Source organism: Streptomyces sp. NPDC059255 (assembly GCF_042752355.1).
In the GTDB taxonomy this organism is placed as follows: Bacteria; Actinomycetota; Actinomycetes; order Streptomycetales; family Streptomycetaceae; genus Streptomyces.
This window is the reverse complement of sequence record NZ_JBHYZP010000007.1, coordinates 214,508-234,384: the sequence shown is the minus strand read 5'-3', so window position 1 is coordinate 234,384 and position 19,877 is coordinate 214,508. Positions and strand designations below refer to the sequence as shown.

At 72.1% G+C, this 19,877-nt stretch carries 21 protein-coding genes; 10 read left to right on the top strand and 11 right to left on the bottom strand.

Going from position 1 to position 19,877, the window contains the following annotated elements; translation table 11 throughout:
- Window positions 1-10 precede the first annotated feature (10 nt).
- The gene (locus ACFXKG_RS12725; RefSeq protein ID WP_384836453.1) at window positions 11-310 is read right to left on the bottom strand and encodes a GlsB/YeaQ/YmgE family stress response membrane protein; all 300 of its coding nucleotides are present in this window, start codon (window positions 308-310) and stop codon (window positions 11-13) included.
- A gap of 235 nt (window positions 311-545) precedes the next feature.
- Here ACFXKG_RS12725 and ACFXKG_RS12720 point away from each other — a divergent pair, with 235 nt between their 5' ends.
- Both ACFXKG_RS12720 and ACFXKG_RS12715 read left to right on the top strand, forming a co-directional pair.
- Entirely contained in the window at window positions 546-932 is a 387-nt protein-coding gene (locus tag ACFXKG_RS12720; RefSeq protein ID WP_384836450.1) for a DUF3099 domain-containing protein, read from the top strand.
- A gap of 257 nt (window positions 933-1,189) precedes the next feature.
- Window positions 1,190-1,462 carry a hypothetical protein gene (locus ACFXKG_RS12715; RefSeq protein WP_384836447.1) on the top strand — a complete coding sequence of 91 codons (273 nt, stop codon included), beginning with the start codon at window positions 1,190-1,192 and terminating at the stop codon, window positions 1,460-1,462.
- On the opposite strand, the gene moaA is transcribed toward ACFXKG_RS12715, so the two are convergent.
- The 3 genes from moaA to ACFXKG_RS12700 all read right to left on the bottom strand — a co-directional run bounded on the left by moaA (window position 1,445) and on the right by ACFXKG_RS12700 (window position 4,722).
- Window positions 1,445-2,434 (bottom strand): GTP 3',8-cyclase MoaA, encoded by a 990-nt coding sequence (gene moaA / locus ACFXKG_RS12710; protein WP_384836444.1) that lies wholly within the window; start codon window positions 2,432-2,434, stop codon window positions 1,445-1,447. The two genes, ACFXKG_RS12715 and moaA, sit on opposite strands and share 18 nt — an antisense overlap.
- Before the next feature lie 195 nt (window positions 2,435-2,629).
- A complete protein-coding gene (locus tag ACFXKG_RS12705) occupies window positions 2,630-4,282 on the bottom strand; it encodes a cation acetate symporter (RefSeq protein WP_384836441.1) in 1,653 nt (550 codons plus the stop codon).
- Window positions 4,279-4,722 carry a DUF485 domain-containing protein gene (locus ACFXKG_RS12700; protein ID WP_384836438.1) on the bottom strand — a complete coding sequence of 148 codons (444 nt, stop codon included), beginning with the start codon at window positions 4,720-4,722 and terminating at the stop codon, window positions 4,279-4,281. Before ACFXKG_RS12700 ends, ACFXKG_RS12705 begins: the two co-directional genes overlap by 4 nt.
- A 264-nt stretch (window positions 4,723-4,986) precedes the next feature.
- On the opposite strand from ACFXKG_RS12700, the gene ACFXKG_RS12695 reads away from it, so the two are divergent.
- Window positions 4,987-6,567 (top strand): S8 family serine peptidase, encoded by a 1,581-nt coding sequence (locus tag ACFXKG_RS12695; protein WP_384836435.1) that lies wholly within the window; start codon window positions 4,987-4,989, stop codon window positions 6,565-6,567.
- A gap of 89 nt (window positions 6,568-6,656) precedes the next feature.
- Window positions 6,657-9,716, top strand: coding sequence for an NACHT domain-containing protein (locus tag ACFXKG_RS12690; protein ID WP_384836432.1), 3,060 nt, complete (start codon window positions 6,657-6,659; stop codon window positions 9,714-9,716).
- A 10-nt stretch (window positions 9,717-9,726) separates the two neighbouring features.
- On the opposite strand, the gene ACFXKG_RS12685 is transcribed toward ACFXKG_RS12690, so the two are convergent.
- Window positions 9,727-10,476, bottom strand: coding sequence for a VIT family protein (locus tag ACFXKG_RS12685; RefSeq protein ID WP_384836429.1), 750 nt, complete (start codon window positions 10,474-10,476; stop codon window positions 9,727-9,729).
- Window positions 10,477-10,593: 117 nt separating this feature from the next.
- Between ACFXKG_RS12685 and ACFXKG_RS12680 the strand changes: the two genes are divergently transcribed.
- From ACFXKG_RS12680 to ACFXKG_RS12660, 5 genes are all read left to right on the top strand, one after another.
- Window positions 10,594-11,709, top strand: coding sequence for a DEDDh family exonuclease (locus tag ACFXKG_RS12680; protein WP_384836426.1), 1,116 nt, complete (start codon window positions 10,594-10,596; stop codon window positions 11,707-11,709).
- 76 nt (window positions 11,710-11,785) lie between these two features.
- On the top strand, window positions 11,786-12,019 hold the full coding sequence (locus ACFXKG_RS12675; protein WP_384836423.1) for a hypothetical protein: 234 nt from the start codon (window positions 11,786-11,788) through the stop codon (window positions 12,017-12,019).
- Window positions 12,020-12,132: 113 nt separating this feature from the next.
- The gene (locus ACFXKG_RS12670; RefSeq protein WP_384836421.1) at window positions 12,133-12,942 is read left to right on the top strand and encodes an SURF1 family protein; all 810 of its coding nucleotides are present in this window, start codon (window positions 12,133-12,135) and stop codon (window positions 12,940-12,942) included.
- A gap of 63 nt (window positions 12,943-13,005) precedes the next feature.
- On the top strand, window positions 13,006-14,871 hold the full coding sequence (locus tag ACFXKG_RS12665; protein WP_384836418.1) for a glycoside hydrolase family 15 protein: 1,866 nt from the start codon (window positions 13,006-13,008) through the stop codon (window positions 14,869-14,871).
- Window positions 14,872-14,876: 5 nt separating this feature from the next.
- Window positions 14,877-15,632, top strand: a complete 756-nt coding sequence (locus ACFXKG_RS12660; RefSeq protein WP_384836415.1) for an SDR family oxidoreductase — start codon at window positions 14,877-14,879, stop codon at window positions 15,630-15,632.
- A 101-nt stretch (window positions 15,633-15,733) separates the two neighbouring features.
- Here the strand turns inward: ACFXKG_RS12660 and amaP are convergent, their stop codons facing one another.
- From amaP to ACFXKG_RS12635, 5 genes are read right to left on the bottom strand one after another with little or no spacing between them, the layout of a single operon-like run.
- Entirely contained in the window at window positions 15,734-16,312 is a 579-nt protein-coding gene (gene amaP / locus ACFXKG_RS12655; protein ID WP_384836412.1) for an alkaline shock response membrane anchor protein AmaP, read from the bottom strand.
- 4 nt (window positions 16,313-16,316) lie between these two features.
- Complete coding sequence (locus ACFXKG_RS12650) at window positions 16,317-17,099, bottom strand: DUF6286 domain-containing protein (protein WP_384836410.1); 783 nt, start codon at window positions 17,097-17,099, stop codon at window positions 16,317-16,319.
- The gene (locus ACFXKG_RS12645; RefSeq protein ID WP_384836407.1) at window positions 17,096-17,443 is read right to left on the bottom strand and encodes a hypothetical protein; all 348 of its coding nucleotides are present in this window, start codon (window positions 17,441-17,443) and stop codon (window positions 17,096-17,098) included. Before ACFXKG_RS12645 ends, ACFXKG_RS12650 begins: the two co-directional genes overlap by 4 nt.
- Window positions 17,444-17,464: 21 nt before the next feature.
- A complete protein-coding gene (locus tag ACFXKG_RS12640) occupies window positions 17,465-17,656 on the bottom strand; it encodes a hypothetical protein (RefSeq protein ID WP_382889502.1) in 192 nt (63 codons plus the stop codon).
- 35 nt (window positions 17,657-17,691) lie between these two features.
- A complete protein-coding gene (locus tag ACFXKG_RS12635) occupies window positions 17,692-18,159 on the bottom strand; it encodes an Asp23/Gls24 family envelope stress response protein (RefSeq protein WP_382889500.1) in 468 nt (155 codons plus the stop codon).
- Window positions 18,160-18,252: 93 nt separating this feature from the next.
- On the opposite strand from ACFXKG_RS12635, the gene ACFXKG_RS12630 reads away from it, so the two are divergent.
- On the top strand, window positions 18,253-19,038 hold the full coding sequence (locus ACFXKG_RS12630) for a nucleopolyhedrovirus P10 family protein (RefSeq protein WP_384836402.1): 786 nt from the start codon (window positions 18,253-18,255) through the stop codon (window positions 19,036-19,038).
- Window positions 19,039-19,046: 8 nt separating this feature from the next.
- Here the strand turns inward: ACFXKG_RS12630 and ACFXKG_RS12625 are convergent, their stop codons facing one another.
- Entirely contained in the window at window positions 19,047-19,838 is a 792-nt protein-coding gene (locus ACFXKG_RS12625) for an enoyl-CoA hydratase/isomerase family protein (protein ID WP_384836399.1), read from the bottom strand.
- Between the last annotated feature and the right edge of the window lie 39 nt (window positions 19,839-19,877).

Here is a 19,877-nt window from a genome sequence, read left to right as displayed (position 1 = left end):
TCCGGGGCCGTCAGATTCGCTCCCGGGTGCCGGTGGCGCCCGTGCCCTTGCTGCCGCGGATCGCCTGCCAGAGCTTGGTGACCAGTGCGACCACGATGACGGCCCCGATGAGCTGGAGCACGTGCCGGGTCCAGTCGACGCCCTTGGTGTCGGCCACCCCGAGCCAGCCGGCGACGGCGTTGCCGAGCACGCTGCCCAGGATCCCGCAGAGGATCGTCAGCCACAGCGGGATGTTCTGCTTGCCCGGGATGATCGCCTTGGCGATCAGGCCGAGCACCAGGCCCACGACGATGACCCACAACCAACTCATGGTCGCCTCCTCACGCGGCGCGATGTGCGCATGAGGGCCAGTCTGTGGCGATCGCCCATACGACGCATGTCGGACGCGGCCGTACGGGACGTGACGAGCGGCGTCGGCCGGACCGACGAGGGGCGTCGGTCACGCTGAAGGGTGACCCCCTCTCGTAGCCGCCGGGCGCCGGGCGTACCGTGAGGGGTACTCCGGTCCGGGGAGTCCGGCGGCGGGAATCGGGTGGTGGTACGTGATGCGGAAGCAGAGCGGCACGGAGGTCTTCCAGATCACCGGGGCCCGTACGGGACTGGCCGAGGATGTACGTGGCCGGCAGCGCCGGTATGTGATCTCGATGTCGGTACGGACGCTCTCGGTGATCGCCACGGTGGCCCTGTGGAACGTGCAAAGGCCTGTCGCGATCGTGACGCTCGCCCTGGGGGTGCTGCTGCCCTATGTGGCGGTGGTGATCGCCAACGCGGGCCGGGAGAACTCCCCCGCGCTGCCCGCCACGTTCGTGGGCACGCCGACCCTGCCCCCGATGATCGCGGCGCCGCCCGCGTCCGGCACGGCGCAAGCGGGGGCCGGGAGCACCGGCCGGGAGTACCGTGAGGGGCCGTCACCGACACGTGAACCGACGTGACGAGAGGCGGCGGACACCGGCGGGAGCGGACTCACCACGTCCGCCTGAGGCAGGCGCAGCCTCAAGAAAAGCTCAGATCAATCGTGAAGTTCCGGTGCACGGCACCCCATTGCGCGTGACATACTTTGCAGGCGCTCCGCATCCCCCGTCGGAGCGACGGACCGACGCCGGGCAGCTCCCCCCGTGGCTGCTCGGCGTCGCCTTTTCCAGGGTCGATCACGACCGGGGGCATGACCGCGACGCCCTAGGGTGGGTGGGTGAACTTCCCCCTCTTCCCCGCTCCTGACTCCCCTGACGACAGTGCGGCTCCGGTCTGCTCCGCGAAGGGCTGCCGGGACGCCGCCGTCTGGGTCCTCGCCTGGAACAACCCCAAGCTGCACACGCCGGAGCGCCGCAAGACGTGGCTGGCGTGCGACGCGCACCGGGAACACCTTTCGTCGTTCCTGGGGGTGCGCGGATTCCTCAAGGAGGTCGTGACCCTGGAGGAGTGGGAAAATCGCGGGGAGCACGATTCAGCCTCCGATGGCTGACATGGGCCGGTCCGGCTGGAGAAACGCGGGATCGTCCAGACCGGAACCGGCCTTCTTTCCCCACATCGCCAGCTTCCAGAGCGTCGCGATCTCCTCGTCGGGGGCGCCCGAGCGCAGCGCGGCCCGCAGGTCGGTCTCCTCCCGGGCGAACAGGCACGTACGCACCTGGCCGTCGGCCGTCAGCCGGGTGCGGTCGCAGGCGCGGCAGAAGGGACGGGTGACGGAGGCGATCACCCCCACGCGGTGCGGGCCGCCGTCCACGAGCCAGCGCTCGGCGGGCGCCGAGCCCCGGGTGCTCCCGCTCTCCTCGGTCAGCGTGAAGCGGGTCCGCAGCGAGGCCAGGATGTCACCGGCCGTGACCATGCTGTCGCGCTTCCAGCCGTGCTGCGCGTCGAGGGGCATCTGCTCGATGAACCGCAGCTCGTAGCCGTGTTCGACCGCCCAGGCCAGCAGGTCGGGGGCCTCGTCCTCGTTGACCCCCGGCATCAGGACCGTGTTGACCTTGACGGGGGTCAGCCCCGCGTCACGGGCCGCGCGCAGTCCGTCGAGGACGTCCCGGTGCCGGTCACGGCGGGTGAGGGCCTTGAAGGCGTCGGGCCGCAGGGTGTCGAGGGAGACGTTGACGCGGTCCAGCCCGGCGGCCTTGAGCGCGGCCGCCGTACGCGATAGCCCGATGCCGTTGGTGGTCAGCGACATCCTGGGGCGCGGCTCCAGCGCCGCGCACCGCTCCACGATGCCGACGAGCCCCGGCCTGAGCAGCGGCTCACCGCCGGTGAAGCGGATCTCCTCGATGCCCAGACGTGTCACGGCCAGCCCGATCAGCCGGACGATCTCGTCATCGGTCAGCAGCTCGGATTTCGTGAGCCACTGGAGACCCTCCTCCGGCATGCAGTAGGTGCACCGCAGATTGCACTTGTCCGTGAGCGAGACACGAAGATCCGTGGCAACCCGGCCGTAGGTGTCGATGAGCACGCTGGCCCCTCCCGGTGACGTCTGGTGGTGGGTGTGGCTCCCCGGTGACCGGCCAGTGACCGGCCGGTGATCGGATCCGGCTCCTTCGAGCCTACGTCAGACCTCCAACAGGGTTGTCAGGGCTGACAGCAGCGGGGCCGCGTCGCGGGATTCCACGACGCGGCCCCGGAGAAGGACTCGTTCACCCGCCCAAGGTCAGTGCGCCGCCGTACCGGTGAGGGACTTGACCTCCAGTTCGGCGTACTTGCCGCTGTCCGGCTCCTCCTTGGAGAGTACGGTGCCCAGCCAGCCCAGCAGGAAGCCCAGCGGGATGGAGATCAGCCCCGGGTTCTCCAGCGGGAAGAAGTGGAAGTCGACGTCCGGGAACATCGACGTGGGCTTGCCCGAGACGACCGGCGAGAAGAGCACCAGCAGGACGGACGAGGACAGACCGCCGTAGATGGACCACAGGGCGCCCTGGGTGGTGAACCTCTTCCAGAACAGGCTGTACAGGATCGTCGGCAGGTTGGCCGAGGCGGCGACGGCGAAGGCGAGCGCGACCAGTCCGGCCACGTTCAGATCGCGGGCCATGGCACCGAGTCCGATGGAGACGACACCGATGGCGACGGTCGCCCAGCGGGCCGCGCGGACCTCCTCCTGCTCGGTCGCCTCACCCTTGCGGATCACATTGGCGTAGATGTCGTGGGCGAACGACGAGGACGAGGCGAGCGTCAGCCCGGCGACCACCGCGAGGATGGTGGCGAAGGCGACCGCCGAGATCACGGCCAGCAGGATCGCGCCGCCCGTCGACCCGGCGCCGCCGCCGATCTCCAGGGCCGCCAGGGGAGCCGCCGTGTTGCCCGCCTTGTTGGAGGCGATGATGTCGTCCGGCTTGAGGAGCGCGGCGGCGCCGAAGCCGAGGACGATCGTCATCAGGTAGAAGGCGCCGATGATGCCGATGGCCCAGATGACCGACTTGCGGGCCGCCTGCGCGGTCGGCACGGTGTAGAAGCGGATCAGGATGTGCGGCAGCCCCGCCGTACCGAGGACCAGGGCGATCCCCAGCGAGATGAAGTCCAGCTTCGAGGTGGCCGTCGCACCGTACTTGAGACCGGGCTCCAGGAAGGCCGCGCCCTTTCCGCTGTTGCTCGCCGCCGTGCCCAGCAGGTCGGAGAGGTTGAAGTGGAACTTCCACAGGATCAGGAGCGTGATCAGCAGGGTTCCCGCGATGAGCAGGACGGCCTTGACCATCTGCACCCAGGTGGTACCCTTCATGCCGCCGATCGTGACGTACACGATCATCAGCAGGCCGACCAGCGCGACGATGGCGATCTTCCCCGCGTCGCTGGTGATGCCGAGCAGCAGGGAGACCAGCACGCCCGCGCCGGCCATCTGCGCCAGCAGGTAGAAGATCGACACGACGATGGTGGAGGTGCCCGCGGCGGTACGGACCGGGCGCTGGCGCATGCGGTACGCGAGGACGTCGCCCATCGTGTACCGGCCGGAGTTGCGCAGCGGTTCGGCGACGAGCAGCAGCGCGACCAGCCAGGCGACGAGGAAGCCGATGGAGTAGAGGAAGCCGTCGTACCCGAAGAGCGCGATGGCCCCGGCGATCCCGAGGAACGACGCGGCGGACATGTAGTCACCGGAGACGGCGAGGCCGTTCTGGAAGCCGGTGAACTGCCGCCCGCCCGCGTAGAAGTCCGAGGCGTCCTTGGTCTGGCGGCCGGCCCAGACGGTGATGATCAGGGTCGCCACGACGAAGAGCCCGAAGAGCGTGATGATCAGCGGCCGGTGCTCGCTGGCGTCGCCGGCGGCGGCGAGCTGCACCGGGGCCGACTGGCCGAGGAGAGTGACGGGGTGGCTCATGCGTCCGCCTCCATGCGGGACTTGATGGCCTCGGCCTGCGGGTCGAGCTTCCGCGCCGCGTGCCGCGAGTAGACCCAGGCGATGAGGAAGGTGGTGGCGAACTGCGCGAGGCCGAGGACCAGCGCGACGTTGATGTTGCCGAAGACCTTGGTGCCCATGAAGCCGCCCGCGTAATTGGACAGCAGGACGTACAGCAGGTACCAGGCGATGAAGGCGACGGTCAGCGGGAAGGCGAAGGAGCGGTACGTACGGCGCAGTTCGCCGAACTCCTCGCTCTGCTGCACCGCGACGTACTGGGCCGTCGTGGGCTGGGCCGTCGTGGACCCGTCCGCCGGGATCCGGTCCTGCGGAGCCCCGTCCTTCGGGGCCCCCTCGGGTGTGGGCGGGGCGGTGCTGGTGTCCGTACCGCCCTCGGGCGGCGGCGGTGTGTCGGAAGCCACGGACTCTCCTCGTGACGCGGGTGCGGTGGGGTGGTTCATGGGGACGGGAGACCTCACAGGGAACGCGTAGGTACTGGTCCCCCTGACAACGGCACGGGAGGCGCGGCGAAGCGGTTCAACACCGGCCTTTTTCTTCCGGTTCTTCCGGAAAGGATTCGGGAAGTGATTGATGAGCGCGGCTGGTCAGCGATAACTTCACTGGTCATGTACCCGTCCAGGCGTAGCCCGCGCCCGGACGGCTCTCACGGATGATGTGGAGAACCCATGGCTCATCTGGGATCCAGACGGCGGCGCGTCCTCGCGCTGCCCGCAGGTCTGGCCCTCACCGTCACGCTCGGCTTCCTGCCGGCGGGTACGGCCACGGCCGCGGTCACGGCCCCGGAAGGCGGCCCGTCCGCCCCGGTCGTGACGGACGGGCCGAAGCTCTCGTACGTGGTCAACACCCGCGGCGGGCGCTCCACGGCCCGGTCGGTCGAGAAGGCGATCGGCAAGGCCGGCGGCACGGTGGTGACGACCTACGACCGCATCGGGGTCATCGTCGCCACCTCGCAGAACCCCGACTTCGCCCGGACCGTCCGCAAGGTCAGGGGCGTCGACTCGGCCGGCGCGACGCGTACCTCGCCGCTGCCCTCGCAGTCCACGACGGACCTCGGGGCGCCCCGGGCGGTGACGGCCGAGGAGATCGCGGCGGCGACCGCCAAGGCCGAGCGCGCCAACAAGCAGGCGGGCGGGGCGTCGGGCCGGGCACTGGCCCAGGACCCGCTGGAGCCCTTGCAGTGGGACCTGCCCGCCATCAAGGCGGACAAGGCCCACGAGAAGACCCTCGGCAGCAAAAACGTCACTGTGGCGGTCATCGACACGGGTGTGGACGACACGCACCCGGACATAGCCCCGAACTTCGACCGCGCCGCCTCGGTCAACTGCGTGAGCGGCAAGCCCGACACGACGGACGGCGCCTGGCGGCCGACCGCCGAGGAGAGCCCGCACGGCACCCATGTGGCGGGGGAGATAGCCGGGGCGAAGAACGGCGTCGGGATCACCGGTGTCGCGCCGGGCGTGAAGGTCGCCGGCATCAAGGCGTCCACCCCGGCCGGGTACTTCTTCACCGAGGCCGTCGTGTGCAGCTTCGTCTGGGCCGCCGAGCACGGCGTGGACGTGACGAACAACAGCTACTACACCGACCCGTGGTACTTCAACTGCACGAGCGACCCGGACCAGAAGGCCCTGGTCGACTCGATCACCCGGGCCACCCGGTACGCGGAGAGCAAGGGCACGGTCAACGTGGCCGCGGCGGGCAACGAGAACTACGACCTCGCGGCCGACTCGATCACCGACCCGAGCAGCCCGAACGACTCGACGCCGGGCGAGCGGGTCATCGACCCGTCCGAGTGCTTCGACATACCGACCCAGCTGCCCGGCGTGGTGACGGTCGCGTCCACCGGCGCCAAGAACCTGAAGTCCTCGTTCTCCAACCACGGTCTGGGCGTCATCGACGTCGCGGCCCCGGGCGGCGACTCCACCCGCTACCAGACCCCGGCCCCGCCGGCCACCAGCGGTCTGATCCTCGGCCCGCTGCCGGGCGGCGGCTGGGGCTACATGGCCGGTACGTCGATGGCCTCCCCGCACGCCGCGGGCGTGGCGGCCCTGCTGAAGTCGACGCACCCGCACGCCCCCGCGTGGGCGATCAAGGCGCTGCTGAAGGCGCAGGCGGACGACGTCGCCTGCCCGGAGGCGTACGACATCGACGGTGACGGCCGGATCGACGCCGTCTGCGAGGGCGGCAAGCGCTACAACAGCTTCTACGGGGCGGGCCTGGTAGACGCCCTGGCCGCCGTCAGCAAGTAGCGGCGCACAGCACCGGGCGCGGGCGAACGCGCCCCCGGCCTCCCCCGACGACCGTACGATCATGCGTACCGGCGTCGGGGGAGGCTGCTGTGTCAGGTCCGGAAGTGCTACTGATCCGTCTCGCGGGTACGGTCGCGGGCGCGATCGCCAAGTCCCTGCTGACCCCACGGCCGGGCGCGGCCCTGGTCGGCGACCCGGTCCGCCCGCTCCCTCGTCCGATGGGCCAGGACGCCCCGCGCCGGCTGGCAAGAGTCCTGGCCGGACGCCTCTCCGACGCGTACGCCGCCCTCCCCGAGCACGAGCGGCGAGCGGCGGCCGACTCCGTACAGGACACCTTCGCGGCGGCGGGCGCCCTCGACGCGGAGCTGCTCTTCTCGCTGGACCTGGACCCGGCCCGGCTGACCACCCGGCTGCGGGCCCCGGCGGCGGGTCTGAGCGAGCGAGCACTCGGGCTGTACGACGAACTGCTCGGGCTGTGCTGTGCGCATGTGGTGGAGCAGCTCACGGCGCACCCCTCGTTCCCGGCCCGGGCGGCGGTGGAACAGACCCGGGCGGCGGGGCGCACACGGGAGCTGGTGGAGGACGTACGGGACCGGCTGGGCCCGCGCCCCGGAACGGCCGCGCTGGAGTTCGAGAGGCGGTACGCGGAGTACGTGGCGGCCACTCAGAGCCGGCTGGAGCTGTACGGGCTGACGCTGGGCAGGTCGGCGAGGGAATGGCCGCTGGACACGGCGTACATCAGCCTCGCGGTGACCGCCGAGGACCGCACCTACAACCGAACCGCGTTCCGGGCGGACGACTTCAACGTGGTGGCGGCCGTCGACCGGGGCCCGGTCAAGGCCGAGCAAGCGCTCAAGGGCGCGCAGCGGGTGGTGCTGCGTGGCCCGGCCGGCTCCGGCAAGAGCACGCTGGTCCAGTGGCTGGCGCTCAACGCGGCCCGGCGCACCTTCCCTGTCGAGCTCGCCGCCTGGAATGTGTGCGTGCCCTTCGTGCTGCGGCTGCGCGCGTTCACGACCTCCGACGAACTGCCGCTGCCCGCACGCTTTCTGCGGGCGACCGGGGTGCCGTTGTACGGCTCGGAACCGGCCGGGTGGACAGAGGACCTGCTGACGAGCGGCCGGGCGCTGGTGCTGGTGGACGGGGTGGACGAGGTGCCGATGCGGCTGCGCGCCCGTACGGAGACCTGGCTGAAGTCCCTGATAGTGGCTTTCCCTCAGGCCCGGTACGTGGTGACGACCCGGCCGTCCGCCGTCCCGGAGGACTGGCTCACGGGCCACGGCTTCACGGCACACTCGCTCTTGCCGATGGAGCGCAGCGACATTCGCGCGTTCGTCGCGCACTGGCATGAAGCGGCCCGTCAGGGGCGCCCGCCGGATGCGGCGATGCTCGACACGTACGAACATTCCCTGCTCCAGTCGGTGGCAGGGCGGCGCGACTTGGGCCGGCTGGCGACGAACCCGCTGATGTGCGCGCTGCTCTGTGCCCTGAACCGCGACCGCAGGATGCGTCTGCCGCGGGCGAGGAAGGAGCTGTACGACGCGGCCTTGGACCTGCTGCTCGTACGCCGGGACACGGAGCGCGAGGTGGTCGGCGTCGAAGGCGTGGACCTCACGCGCGACGAGCAGACGGCGCTGCTCCAGCGGCTGGCCTACTGGCTGATCCGCAACGGGCAGGTGGAGGCGGCCCGCGAGGAGGCCGTGGAGATGGTGGGCGAGTGGCTGGCCGCGATGCCGCAGGTGGAGGGCGCCCCGGAGCAGGTCTTCGCGCATCTGCTGATCCGCAGCGGCCTCCTTCGGGCACCCGTCCCGGGCACTGTCGACTTTGTCCACCGGACGTTCCAGGACTACCTGGGGGCCAAGGCGGCGGTCGAGGCACGCGACTTCGGCGTGTTGGTACGCAACGCACACGACGACCAGTGGGACGACGTCGTCCGGATGGCGGTCGGCCACGCGCGGGCCGATGAACGGGTAAGGCTGCTGCGGCAGTTGCTGCGCCGCGCGGACAGGGTCCAGCGGCACAGGAACCGGCTGGTGCTCCTGGCGGCGGCGTCCCTGGAGCACGCGCCGGAGCTGGATCCGGCGATGCGGACGGAGATCGAGGAGCGAACGGCACTGCTGATTCCGCCGCGTGGTCTTGATGAGGCGGAGGAATTGGCGAAGGCCGGAGAGCTGGTGCTGGAGCTGCTGCCGGGGCCGGAGGGGCTGGATGAATGGAGCGCTGCGGGAGTGACCAGAACCGCCGGGCTGGTGGGGGGTGATGCGGCGCTGGAGGTGATCTCCCGGTTCCAGGAGGACGACCGTCGCGAGGTGAGTATCCAGGTGTCAACGGCCTGGGGTGCTTTCGAGGCGGAGTGGTATGCCCGAGAGGTGCTGGCACATCGCGACTGGACACGAGTGGCCCTCCATGTACGGACCGAGGGTCAACTCCGTGCGCTGCGGCTGCTTCCTGACGTCCGCAGCCTTTCCCTCCTCGGCCCTTTTGCCGATGTGTCTCCCCTGCGTGTGCTGTCCGTGGCGGAAAGCCTGTATCTCGGAAGCAACCCGTCACTGACCGACCTGTCCCCCTTGACGGAACTCCGGTCCCTGCGACGGCTCAGCCTGGTGGATTGCACAGCGCTCCGGGATCTCTCTCCGCTTCGGCAGATGCGCCGGCTCACGGACATCTCTCTCGACACCCCCGTGGCGGCGACGAGCGTCGGTGAACTCCATCTCGGCCCGCACCTCACCCACCTGAGCCTGCGCCGTGGTGTCGGCCACGTGACGCTGAACGGCATCGATTCCTTGACGGCGCTTCGTTACCTGCATGTCTCCGGCGACCGGAACGCGGACGAGCTGAGCGGCCTTCCGTCCCCCATCCCCCTGGCCTCCCTCCAGTTGGAGGATCAGGACGACCTGCGCCTGGACTGGCTCGCCGACTGGCACTCACTCACGGTCGTCGCTCTGGTGAACTGCCACCTCGCCGATGGGCTGGAGCCTCTGGCGCGGCTTCCCCGGCTCCGGACTCTCGACCTGGTCCATTGCGCACGCCACGCCGGAGGAATCGACCTGTCCCCGTTGGCCGCACTGGACAACCTGACGATCGTGCTGGGCGGGGGCACCTCCGTACGCGGCAGGTACGCCTTCCCACCCGGCCGGATCGTGGAGATGTAGCCCCGCCCCCTCACACCCCCGCCGCCCCCAGCAACGTCCCCGCCCCGTACGTCACCCCCATCGCCACCGCTCCCCCGGCGACGTTGCGCAGCAGCGCGGGGCCCACCGCCGCCGAGCCGAGGCGGGCGCTGACCCAGCCCGTCAGGGCCAGGGCCGCCAGGACAGACAGGACCGTGATCCAGAGGCGCAGGGACGCCGGCGGGAGCACCATCGCCAGGAGGGGGAGCAGGGCGCCCACCGTGAAGGCGAGGAAGCTGGCGCCCGCCGCGTGCCAGGGGTTGGTGAGGGCGTCGGGGTCGATGCCCAGTTCCACGCTCGCGTGGGCGCGCAGGGCGTCGCGGTGGGTGAGTTGTTCCGCGGCTTCCCTCGCCACGTCCTGCGAGAGCCCGCGGGCCGCGAGCATCTCCGTCAGCTCGTCCAGTTCGGCCTGCGGCTGCTCGCGCAGTTCCCGCTTCTCCGTCTCCAGCGCCGCCTTCTCCGAGTCGCGCTGGGTGGAGACGGACACGTACTCCCCCGCCGCCATCGACATCGATCCGGCCAGCAGCCCGGCCAGCCCCGCCGTGAGCAGGGTGGAGCGGGCCTGGGTGGCGCCCGCGACCCCGACGACGATGCCCGCCGTGGAGACGATGCCGTCGTTCGCGCCGAGGACGGCCGCGCGCAGCCAGTTGAGGCGGGGGCCGAGGGAGTCACCGTGGGGTTCGTCGTGGGGTTCGTGAGGGGATTCGCCGGACGGTTCGTCCTGCTTCGTGGAGTCGGTCATCCCGCCAAGGTCTCACCCCGGGGCCTCGTGGCGCGCGTACCGACCCGCCCGTCAAGGCCGTTGACGGGGCAACGGCTGACCGGGCAACAGCACTGTCGGTCCCGGCCCGTATTCTCTGTGACCATGCTTGACGACCAGACGCAGACGACTTCAGCGGCATGGCCGACCGCCTATCCACAGGGGTACGCGGTGGTCGACGTCGAGACCACGGGTCTCGCCCGCGACGACCGGATAATCTCCGCCGCCGTCTACCGTCTGGACGCCCTCGGCAATGTCGAGGACCACTGGTACACCCTCGTCAACCCGGAGCGCGATCCGGGGCCCGTGTGGATCCACGGTCTGACGAGTGAGGTGCTGGCGAGCGCGCCGCTCTTCCCCGAGGTGGCCGAGGAGCTGGCCGAGCGGCTGGACGGGCGGGTGCTCGTGGCGCACAACGCGATCTTCGACTGGTCGATGATCGCCCGGGAGTACGCGCGCGCGAAGCGCACCGCCCCCACCCGGCAGCGGCTGTGCACCATCGCGCTCTCCAAGGAGCTGGGCCTGCCCCTGCCCAACCACAAACTGGAGTCGCTCGCCGCGCACTTCGGTGTCGTACAGCGGCGCGCGCACCACGCGCTGGACGACGCCCGGGTGCTGGCCGAGGCGTTCCGGCCGAGCCTGCACGCCGCGGCGCGGGGCGGCGTACGGCTGCCGCTGCTGGAGTGCCGGCCGCTGACCGAGTGGTCCGACGCCCCGTCGCGGCCCCGGGTGGGGTATCAGCCGTCGTACCGTCAGACGAGCTGGCGGCCGTCGCGCAAGCGGCCCTCCTGTCCCTATCCGAACCCGGGGCGGTACGTGCCGGGCGGGACGCTGAAGCAGGGGATGCGGGTGGCGTTCTCGGGGGACACGTCCGTCGACCGGGAGCTGCTGGAGGACCGGGCGGTGGAGGCGGGGCTGCATGTCGCGACGAGCGTGTCCCGGCTGACGAGCCTGCTGGTGACGAACGATCCGGGGGCCTCGACGTCGAAGACGGTCAAGGCGGCGTCGTTCGGGACCCCGGTCGTCGACGAGGCGGCCTTCACTCAGCTCCTGCGGGATGTGACGCCCGCGGGCGGCCCCGCGCCCGCCGCGGACCGCCCCGTACCGGAGGGCCGCCCCGTACCGGAGGCCCGTCCCGTACCCGAGGGCCGTCCCGTACCGGCGCAGGAGTCGGCTCCCGGGCTGTTCCCCATGGACGGATCGGCGGACGGGTGAGCAGACGGGTGAATTGACCCGCGACTCGCCACCGGCCCGCTCGCTCCCCGGCCCCCGGCGCTCCACTCTGTGGCGCATGGCACGTTGTGAGGTCTGCGGAAACGATTACGGCATGTCCTTCGAGGTGCACGCGCAGGGCGCGGTGCACGTCTTCGACTGCTTCGCCTGCGCCATCCACCGGATGGCGCCGATCTGCGAGCACTGCCGGGTCCAGGTCATCGGGCAGGGCGTCGAGGTGGACGGGCACTGGTTCTGCGGCGGCCACTGCGCCCGCGCCGACGGCAGGGTGGGGATCGTCGACCGCGTCTGAGGCCCCGGCCGCGCCGGTCCGGCCCCGATCCGGCGCACGACCGTGCGGCCCGGCGGCGGCCGAGGCCGACCCCCCGCTCCGGGCGCCGGGACCCGCCGGGTACCGTCGATGGCGTGTACCGCTTCCTGTTGTCCCGGCAATGGGTGATCCTCACCCTCCTTGCCCTCGCGCTCATCCCCGCGATGATCGAGCTGGGCTTCTGGCAGTTGCACCGCCATGAACGCAAGGTCGCCCAGAACTCGCTGATCTCGGCCAACCTCGCGGCGAAGCCCGTACCGGTCACCGAGCTGACCTCCCCCGGGCACTCCGTCCCGCGCGCCGACTACTGGCGCGGCGTCACCGTCACCGGCACGTTCGACACCGAGCACGAGGTCGTCGTACGCCGCAGGACCTCCAACGACGACCGGGTCGGCTACCACGTCCTGATCCCGCTGATCATGAAGGACGGCCGGGCGGTCATCGTCAACCGGGGCTGGATCCCGGCCAATGGCGACCAGCACACCTTCCCGAGCATCCCCGCCCCTCCCCAGGGCGAGGTCACCATCGCGGGCCGGCTGAAGGCCGACGAGACCTCCGAGGTCACCGGCATCCGGGACGTGGGGGACCTGCCGCCCCGCCAGGTCATGCTGATCAACAGCCGGCAGCAGCAGGAGGAGCTGGGCCGTACCGTCCTCGGCGGCTATGTCGAGCTGACCTCCCCGGTGCCGGCGGACGGCAGCCCCCAGCCGATCCGGAACCCGGACGACGGCTCGATCGGCCCGCACATGGCGTACGCCGTCCAGTGGTGGCTGTTCGTGGCCGCCGTGCCGGTCGGCTGGTGGATCCTCGTACGCAACGAGAAGCGCGACCGCGCCGCGGCCGCCGCCGCGAAGAGCGCCGAGGAGACGGACGCGGGGGCCGAGCCCGAGCCGGCGAACGCCTGACGCCTGCCTTCCCGGCCGGGCTCCCGCTGCTTAGCGCCCCCGCCGTACGGGAACAGCCCTGGCGTGAACCAGCAACGCATCGAGGATTACGCACTCATCGGCGATCTCCAGACCGCCGCCCTGGTCGGCAGGAACGGCTCCATCGACTGGCTGTGCCTTCCTCGCTTCGACTCGGCCGCCTGCTTCGCCGCGCTGCTCGGCGACGAGGAGAACGGTCACTGGCGGGTCGCTCCCGCCGGGGCCGAGGTGTGCACGCGGCGCGGCTATCTGGGTGACTCGCTGGTGCTGGAATCGGTGTGGGAGACGAGGACCGGCACCGTCAGGGTCATCGACTTCATGCCGCAGCGCGAGCGGGCCCCGGACATCGTGCGGATCGTCGAGGGCGTCAGCGGATCGGTGGAGATGTCCGCCACCCTGCGGCTGCGCTTCGACTACGGTTCCGTGGTCCCGTGGGTGCGCCGCTCGGAATACCACCGGGTCGCCGTCGCGGGACCCGACTCCGTCTGGCTGCGCAGCCAGCCTCCGGTGAAGACGTGGGGGCAGCATTTCAGCACCTGTTCGTCGTTCACGGTCGGGCCGGGCGAGTCGGTCGCGTTCGTCCTCACCTGGCACCCCTCGCACGAGCCGCGCCCGGAGCGCGTCGATCCGTTCGACGCGCTGACGCACAGCCTGGAGGACTGGGAGACCTGGGCGGCGCGCTGCCGCTACCGGGGCCAGCACCGCGCGGCCGTCGTGCGCTCGCTCATCACGCTCAAGGCACTCACCTACGGCCCGACGGGCGGCATCGTCGCCGCGCTCACCACCTCGCTGCCGGAGGTGCTGGGCGGCGTACGCAACTGGGACTACCGCTACTGCTGGCTGCGCGACTCCACCCTGGTGCTGGGGGCGCTGGTCTCCGTCGGCTATCTGGAGGAGGCGGCGGCCTGGCGCGACTGGCTGCTGCGCGCAGTGGCCGGCGATCCGGCCGATCTTCAGATCATGTACGGGCTGGGCGGCGAACGCCGGCTCCCGGAGAGCGAGCTGCCGTGGCTGCGCGGCCACGCGGACTCGGCCCCGGTGCGTACCGGCAACGGCGCCGTCGACCAGCTCCAGCTCGATGTGTACGGGGAGGTCATGGACTCCATGGACGTGGCGCGTACGGCCGGGCTCGCCCCCCAGCCTCACGCCTGGAACATCCAGCTCAGCCTGCTGGGCTTCCTGGAGTCGAAGTGGCGGGAGCCGGACGAGGGACTGTGGGAGGTGCGGGGACCGCGCCGCCACTTCGTGCACTCCAAGGTGATGGCCTGGGTCGCGGCCGACCGTGCCGTACGCGCTCTGGAGGACGACCCCACGCTCCGCGGCGACGTGCGCCGGTGGCGGGCGATGCGCGACGAGGTGCACCGGGAGGTGTGCGAGAAGGGGTACGACCCGGAGCGGAACACCTTCACCCAGTCGTACGGCTCGGCGGAGCTGGACGCGGCGACCCTGCTCATCCCGCGCGTCGGCTTCCTGCCGCCGGACGACCCCCGGGTGATCGGCACGGTCGACGCGGTACGGGCGGAGCTGGGGCAGGGCGGTCTGCTGCGCCGGTACAGCACGGCCGGACCGGCGGTGGACGGGCTGCCCGGCGAAGAGGGAACGTTTCTGGTGTGCTCGTTCTGGCTGGCCGACGCGCTGCACCTCACCGGGCGCGCGGCGGAGGCCGAGGAACTGTTCGAGCAGCTGCTCGCGCTGCGCAACGACGTCGGGCTGCTCGCGGAGGAGTACGACCCGGTGGCGCGGCGGCAGCTCGGCAACTACCCGCAGGCGTTCAGCCACATCGGCCTGGTGGTGACGGCGCTGACGCTGGCGGGGGTGGCGGCGGGGAAGGAGCCGGACATCACGGCGCTGGAGACCGGCGGACGGGACGGGCCCGGGGACGACAGTACGGGGGCCGGCACGGCAGGATAGGGGCCATGGATCTTGGACTGAAGGACCGCGTCTACGTCGTCACCGGTGGCTCACGAGGGCTGGGCCGCGCCGCCGCCGGAGCCCTCGCGGCGGACGGCGCGAAAGTCGTCATCGCGGGGCGTGACGAGAAGAGCGTCGCCGCCGCGGCGGCGGAGATAGGGCCCGGCGCGCACGGAGTGGCCGCGGACAACGCGGACCCGGCGGTGGCCGAACAGCTCATCGCGACCGCCAAGGAGCGGTTCGGCCGCTTCGACGGCATCCTGATCAGCGTCGGCGGTCCGGCTCCCGGCTCGGCCGCGGACAACACGGACGAGCAGTGGCGTACGGCGTTCGAGTCGGTCTTCCTCGGCGCGGTACGGCTGGCCCGCACGGCGGTGGCGGAGCTGACCGAGGGCGGGGTCGTCGGCCTCGTGCTCTCCGGCTCGGTCCATGAGCCGATCCCGGGCCTGACCATCTCGAACGGGCTGCGCCCCGGTCTCGCGGGGTTCGCGAAGTCCCTGGCGAACGAGGTCGGGCCGCGCGGAATCCGGGTGCTCGGCCTGCTGCCGGCCCGGATCGACACGGACCGGGTCCGCGAACTGGACGCGCTGTCGGGCGACGCGGAGGCGGCGCGGGCGGCGAACGAGTCCCGGATCCCGCTGCGGCGGTACGGGACGCCGGAGGAGTTCGGCAGGACGGCGGCGTTCCTGCTGTCGCCCGCCGCGTCGTATCTGACGGGCGTGATGCTCCCGGTGGACGGCGGCTCGCGCCACGGCTTCTAGTCCCGCGAGGGGCACTGGGCCCTGGCGTACCGTCGGGCGCTCGCGCCCGACGGTTCCCGCTCACGCGTCTCTCCGCTCGGCTGCCTTCGTGCGCGGCCCTCTCAGCTCACCCGTTCCGCCCGGTGCTTCGCCGTCCGGAGCCTGACCTTCGCCGGCAGGGACCCCAGGCCGGCCGAGCTCCGGGCGTGCTCCAGGGACTCGTGGGTGAGGCGGCGCAGTGTCGCGGCCGGGGGCGCGTGCGGTTCCAGGAGGAGGCGGATCCGGGCCGAGGGGCTGGTGCGGCGGCCGGTCAGCCGGACGTCCGCGCGGGCCACGCCGTCCAGGGACTCGGCGTCGCCGGCGAGCACATCCTCCAGCGCCCGGCCGCGCACCACCGCGCCCTCGCCGTCGCCGCTGCCGATCAGCACCTCCGGCAGCCGGGCGCGGCGCAGTTGGGCCAGCAGCCACCACAGGGCCAGCACGACCAGGATCGCGAGGGCGGCGATGACCGCGGGCCACCACCATCCCTCCTCGCGGTAGCGGATCCGGTCCGCGCGGCTCAGCAGGACGCCGCGCGGTCCGGCGTACGGCCACCAGGACGGCACCGGCCACGCCGCCCCGGCCGCGAGGACCGCCCCGCCCCCGCACACCAGGGCCAGACCGATGAGAGCGAGCAGCACCCGGTTGACCAGGCGGATCATCCCGTCACCTCTTCTTCGCGGGCCGGTGGACCCGTACGGTCAGCCCCGGCCGCCGCTCCAGGCCCAGTTCACCGATGCCGTCGCCGAGCTCCCGCTCCAGGTCCGCCCGTACGTCGTCGAGTGCGCGGAAGTGCGCTGCGGCGCTCACCCTGGCCCGCGAGCGCCGCAGCCGTACCTGTGCCGACCGGACGCCGGAGACCTCCATGGCCCGGTCGCGCAGCGCCAGTTCGGCGGCATCGCGGTCGAGCCCGGCCCGTACCGACGCGGACTCCCGCCGCATCGGCAGCAGCCGGCGCAGTCCCGGGGTGAGGGCGAGGGCGAGCAGCCACAGGCCGAGGAGCGTGGCGACGCCGGCGGCCACCAGGATCCACAGCTCGTCCAGAGGCCGGCGCGCGAGTTGGGCGGCAAGCGCGCGGCGCCAGTACATGGCCGGGTGACCGGCGCGTACCGCCGCGATGTCGTAGAGCAGCAGCCCCGTCGCGCCGAGCAGGATCAGCGCGGTCAGCGCGGCGGGAACGCGTCGGAAGGACCAGAAGCGTCCGGCGCGGGCCACGCCGGCGCCGGGCGCTTCCGGCCGGACGTCGTCGTCACCGTGCTCGTCGTCGTCGCCGTCGCCGTCGAGGGTGGGCCTGCGTCCCTGGCCGAACGCCTCGTCCGCGCCGTCCAGTTCGAGTACGCCGCCCCGGTCCGCGCCCCTGGCCGCATCGCCCGTCGCGCCCGCGTCCGTGTCCCCGTTCCTGTCCTGGTTCGTGTCCCGGCGTCCCCCGGGCGCGGGCTCCTCGCTCATCCGGTCCTCCCCTGTGCCGCGACGCGCGACCGTTCGGAGTGCAGTCGCTCGACCCGTACGTCCACCTCCGGCACCGCCATTCCCACCAGCGTTCTGACCCGGTGGACGACCTGCCGGCGTACCGCGCCGCACTGAGCCCCGAGGTCGGAGGGGTACTCCAGCTCGACCCCGACCCGTACCCGCGCGCTGTCGTGGCGCACCGTCACGGAGGCGTGCGGCGGCGCGCCGCCCTCCGGTACGCCGTCGAGCGCCTCCCTGGCCGCCTGTGCGGCGATCTTCGCGACGACCCGGTCGGCGATGGTGGTCGCTCCGCGTCCGGCCGCCGCCATCCGGTCACCCGTCATCCGCTCCCCGGCCACCCGGGGTCACCGCCGCCGGTCGTCGCGCTCGCGGGGGCGGAAGAAGTCGCCGGGTTCCAGATCGCCGTCGATGAACTTCCCCGCCAGAAAACCGACCGCGCCCAGCACGGCCACCACCACAAAGGCTCCGAAACCGCCGAAGTATCCGGCGAATCCGAGTACCATCCCGGCCACCAGGCCCACCGCCGCCATGCTCATCGTGCGCTCCTCTTCCGCCGCGCCCCTGCCGGCCGCTACTGGAGCCGTGACTCCGGCTCTTCGTCGTCCTCCTCGTCGGGGAGCTTCACATCGCTCACCGCGATGTTGACCTCGACGACTTCGAGGCCGGTCATCCGCTCGACGGCGGCGACGACGTTCTCCCTGACGGCGCCGGCGACCTCGGTGATCGAGACGCCGTAGTCGACGACGATCTCCAGATCGAGTGCCGTCTGGACCTCTCCGACCTCGGCCTTCACCCCCCGGCTGACGGACTTGCCGCCGCCGGGGACCCGGTCGCGTACGGCGCCGAAGGTACGGGACATCCCGCTGCCGAGGGCGTGCACGCCGAGGACGTCCCTGGCCGCGAGACCGGCGATCTTCTCCACCACGCCGTCGGCGATGGTCGTACGGCCGCGCGAGGCCGGGGCTCCGCCGCCGCGCTTGGTGACCGGCGTGGCTCCCCCCTTCTCGTCGGACCGACTGCGGGGTGCGGTGTCTGACATCGCCGTTCATCCCTTCCGCGCGGTGATTGACTCCTTTGCCCACATTAGGTGCGCTTGCCCCGTCTCGCGCCGTGGATGGGGCAGGGTGGCGGAATGACGACCGGACAACGGAGCGGGGCATGGACCGCCGCTGTACGGCATCGGCTCGCCCTGGGCAGACTGCTCGCGCTGGGCGACGCGGCCGACGGAGCGTGGCTGGCCGAACGGGCGGCGACGGCGGAGCTGCGGCGGGCCGCGGCGGGCGTCGCGGGGGCCGCGCTCGACGCGGTACGGATCACCCTGGCCGACCCCGAGGGGGCCGGGTCCCCGGCCGTGGTCCCGCCGCCCGGCGCGCAGCCGCCGGGGCCGCTGCGGATCGACGCGGAGTTCGCGGCGGGCCCGGGAGAGCCGCTGCCGGCGCTGGCGGAGCGGTTGCGCGGGGCGCTGTTCAGATGCGCGGTGGAGGGGCTGGGGCTGCGGGTGACCGCCGTCGATCTCCGGGTGACGGCGCTGCTGGACTCCGCGACGCGGCCCCCGGCACCCGCCGGTCCGGTCGGGCGGGACGCCGCCGAGCCGGAAGGGGGGACGGGACGGGCCGTCGCGGCGGTGCCCGGGGTCGCGTATCTGACCGGAACCCTCGGCAGGGCGGCGGTGTGCGAGACGGCGGCGGCCGACGGCGGCGGGGCGCGGGTACGGGTCGAACTGGCGACGGCGGCGGGGCACCGCCCGCTGGATGTGGCCCGGGCGGTGCGCGCGCGGCTGGCCGGGTCTCCGGGGGCGCCGTCGGTGACCGTAGTGGTGACGGCGGTGGAGGCCCCGGCCGAACGCACGACGCCCCGCGCTTCCCGTACGGGGCGTCCGGGCAGCGCGGGGCGTCCGGGAAGCGCGGGGAAGAGCTGACGGGCGGATCAGTCCCCCAGGCCCGCCAGGTCGCGCAGCCGGCGTGCCTGCGCGGCCCGCTCGGCGGTGCGCTGGGCCTCGAAGGAGCAGTCCGACGCGCCCTGGAGCAGCGCCTTGGTCTCGATCAGCGCGTCCCTGGGCGCGGCGAGCAGCGCCGCCGCCAGGTCCTTGGCCGCGGCGTCGAGTTCGCCGGGGGGCACCACGAGGTTGGCGAGCCCGGTCCGTTCCGCCTCCTCGGCGTGGACGAAGCGGCCCGTGGCGCAGATCTCCAGCGCGCGGGCGTACCCGACGAGGCCCACCAGCGGATGGGTGCCGGTGAGGTCGGGGACGAGGCCGAGGCTGGTCTCGCGCATGGCGAACTGCGCGTCCGACGCGACGACCCGCAGGTCGCAGGCGAGGGCGAGCTGGAAGCCCGCCCCGATCGCATGCCCCTGGACCGCCGCGATCGACACGATGTCGCTGCGGCGCAGCCAGACGAAACCGTCCTGGTACGTGGCGATCGCCGCGTCGAGGTCCGCGTCGGATCCCCGGGCGAGATCGATGAAGGACGGCTCGCCGTCGAACCCCTCGGGGGTGAACGCCTGCCGGTCGAGCCCCGCGGAGAAGGACTGCCCCTCACCGCGCACCACCACGACCCGGACGCTGCCCGGCAGTGACCTTCCGGCTTCTGTCAACGCCCGCCACAGAGCGGGAGACTGGGCGTTGCGCTTGGCCGGAAGGGTCAGTGTGACCGTGGCAACCGCGTCCTCGACGGTGAGCCGTACACCGTCCTTGTCGAGCACTGGTGCGAGTGAAGTCATGGGGCGCCTCCGGTTCGGGCAGTCGGACTCACCTAACTA

Excerpts from the sequence above, each read along its gene's own strand:
- ACFXKG_RS12705 (WP_384836441.1), bottom strand. The coding sequence starts at position 4,282 with ATGAGCCACCCCGTCACTCTCCTCGGCCAGTCGGCCCCGGTGCAGCTC.
- ACFXKG_RS12720 (WP_384836450.1), top strand. The coding sequence starts at position 546 with ATGCGGAAGCAGAGCGGCACGGAGGTCTTCCAGATCACCGGGGCCCGT.
- ACFXKG_RS12725 (WP_384836453.1), bottom strand. The coding sequence starts at position 310 with ATGAGTTGGTTGTGGGTCATCGTCGTGGGCCTGGTGCTCGGCCTGATC.
- ACFXKG_RS12695 (WP_384836435.1), top strand. The coding sequence starts at position 4,987 with ATGGCTCATCTGGGATCCAGACGGCGGCGCGTCCTCGCGCTGCCCGCA.
- ACFXKG_RS12645 (WP_384836407.1), bottom strand. The coding sequence starts at position 17,443 with ATGACGGGTGACCGGATGGCGGCGGCCGGACGCGGAGCGACCACCATC.
- ACFXKG_RS12630 (WP_384836402.1), top strand. The coding sequence starts at position 18,253 with ATGACGACCGGACAACGGAGCGGGGCATGGACCGCCGCTGTACGGCAT.
- ACFXKG_RS12660 (WP_384836415.1), top strand. The coding sequence starts at position 14,877 with ATGGATCTTGGACTGAAGGACCGCGTCTACGTCGTCACCGGTGGCTCA.
- ACFXKG_RS12640 (WP_382889502.1), bottom strand. The coding sequence starts at position 17,656 with ATGAGCATGGCGGCGGTGGGCCTGGTGGCCGGGATGGTACTCGGATTC.
- amaP (WP_384836412.1), bottom strand. The coding sequence starts at position 16,312 with ATGATCCGCCTGGTCAACCGGGTGCTGCTCGCTCTCATCGGTCTGGCC.
- ACFXKG_RS12685 (WP_384836429.1), bottom strand. The coding sequence starts at position 10,476 with ATGACCGACTCCACGAAGCAGGACGAACCGTCCGGCGAATCCCCTCAC.
- ACFXKG_RS12650 (WP_384836410.1), bottom strand. The coding sequence starts at position 17,099 with ATGAGCGAGGAGCCCGCGCCCGGGGGACGCCGGGACACGAACCAGGAC.
- ACFXKG_RS12635 (WP_382889500.1), bottom strand. The coding sequence starts at position 18,159 with ATGTCAGACACCGCACCCCGCAGTCGGTCCGACGAGAAGGGGGGAGCC.
- ACFXKG_RS12675 (WP_384836423.1), top strand. The coding sequence starts at position 11,786 with ATGGCACGTTGTGAGGTCTGCGGAAACGATTACGGCATGTCCTTCGAG.
- ACFXKG_RS12625 (WP_384836399.1), bottom strand. The coding sequence starts at position 19,838 with ATGACTTCACTCGCACCAGTGCTCGACAAGGACGGTGTACGGCTCACC.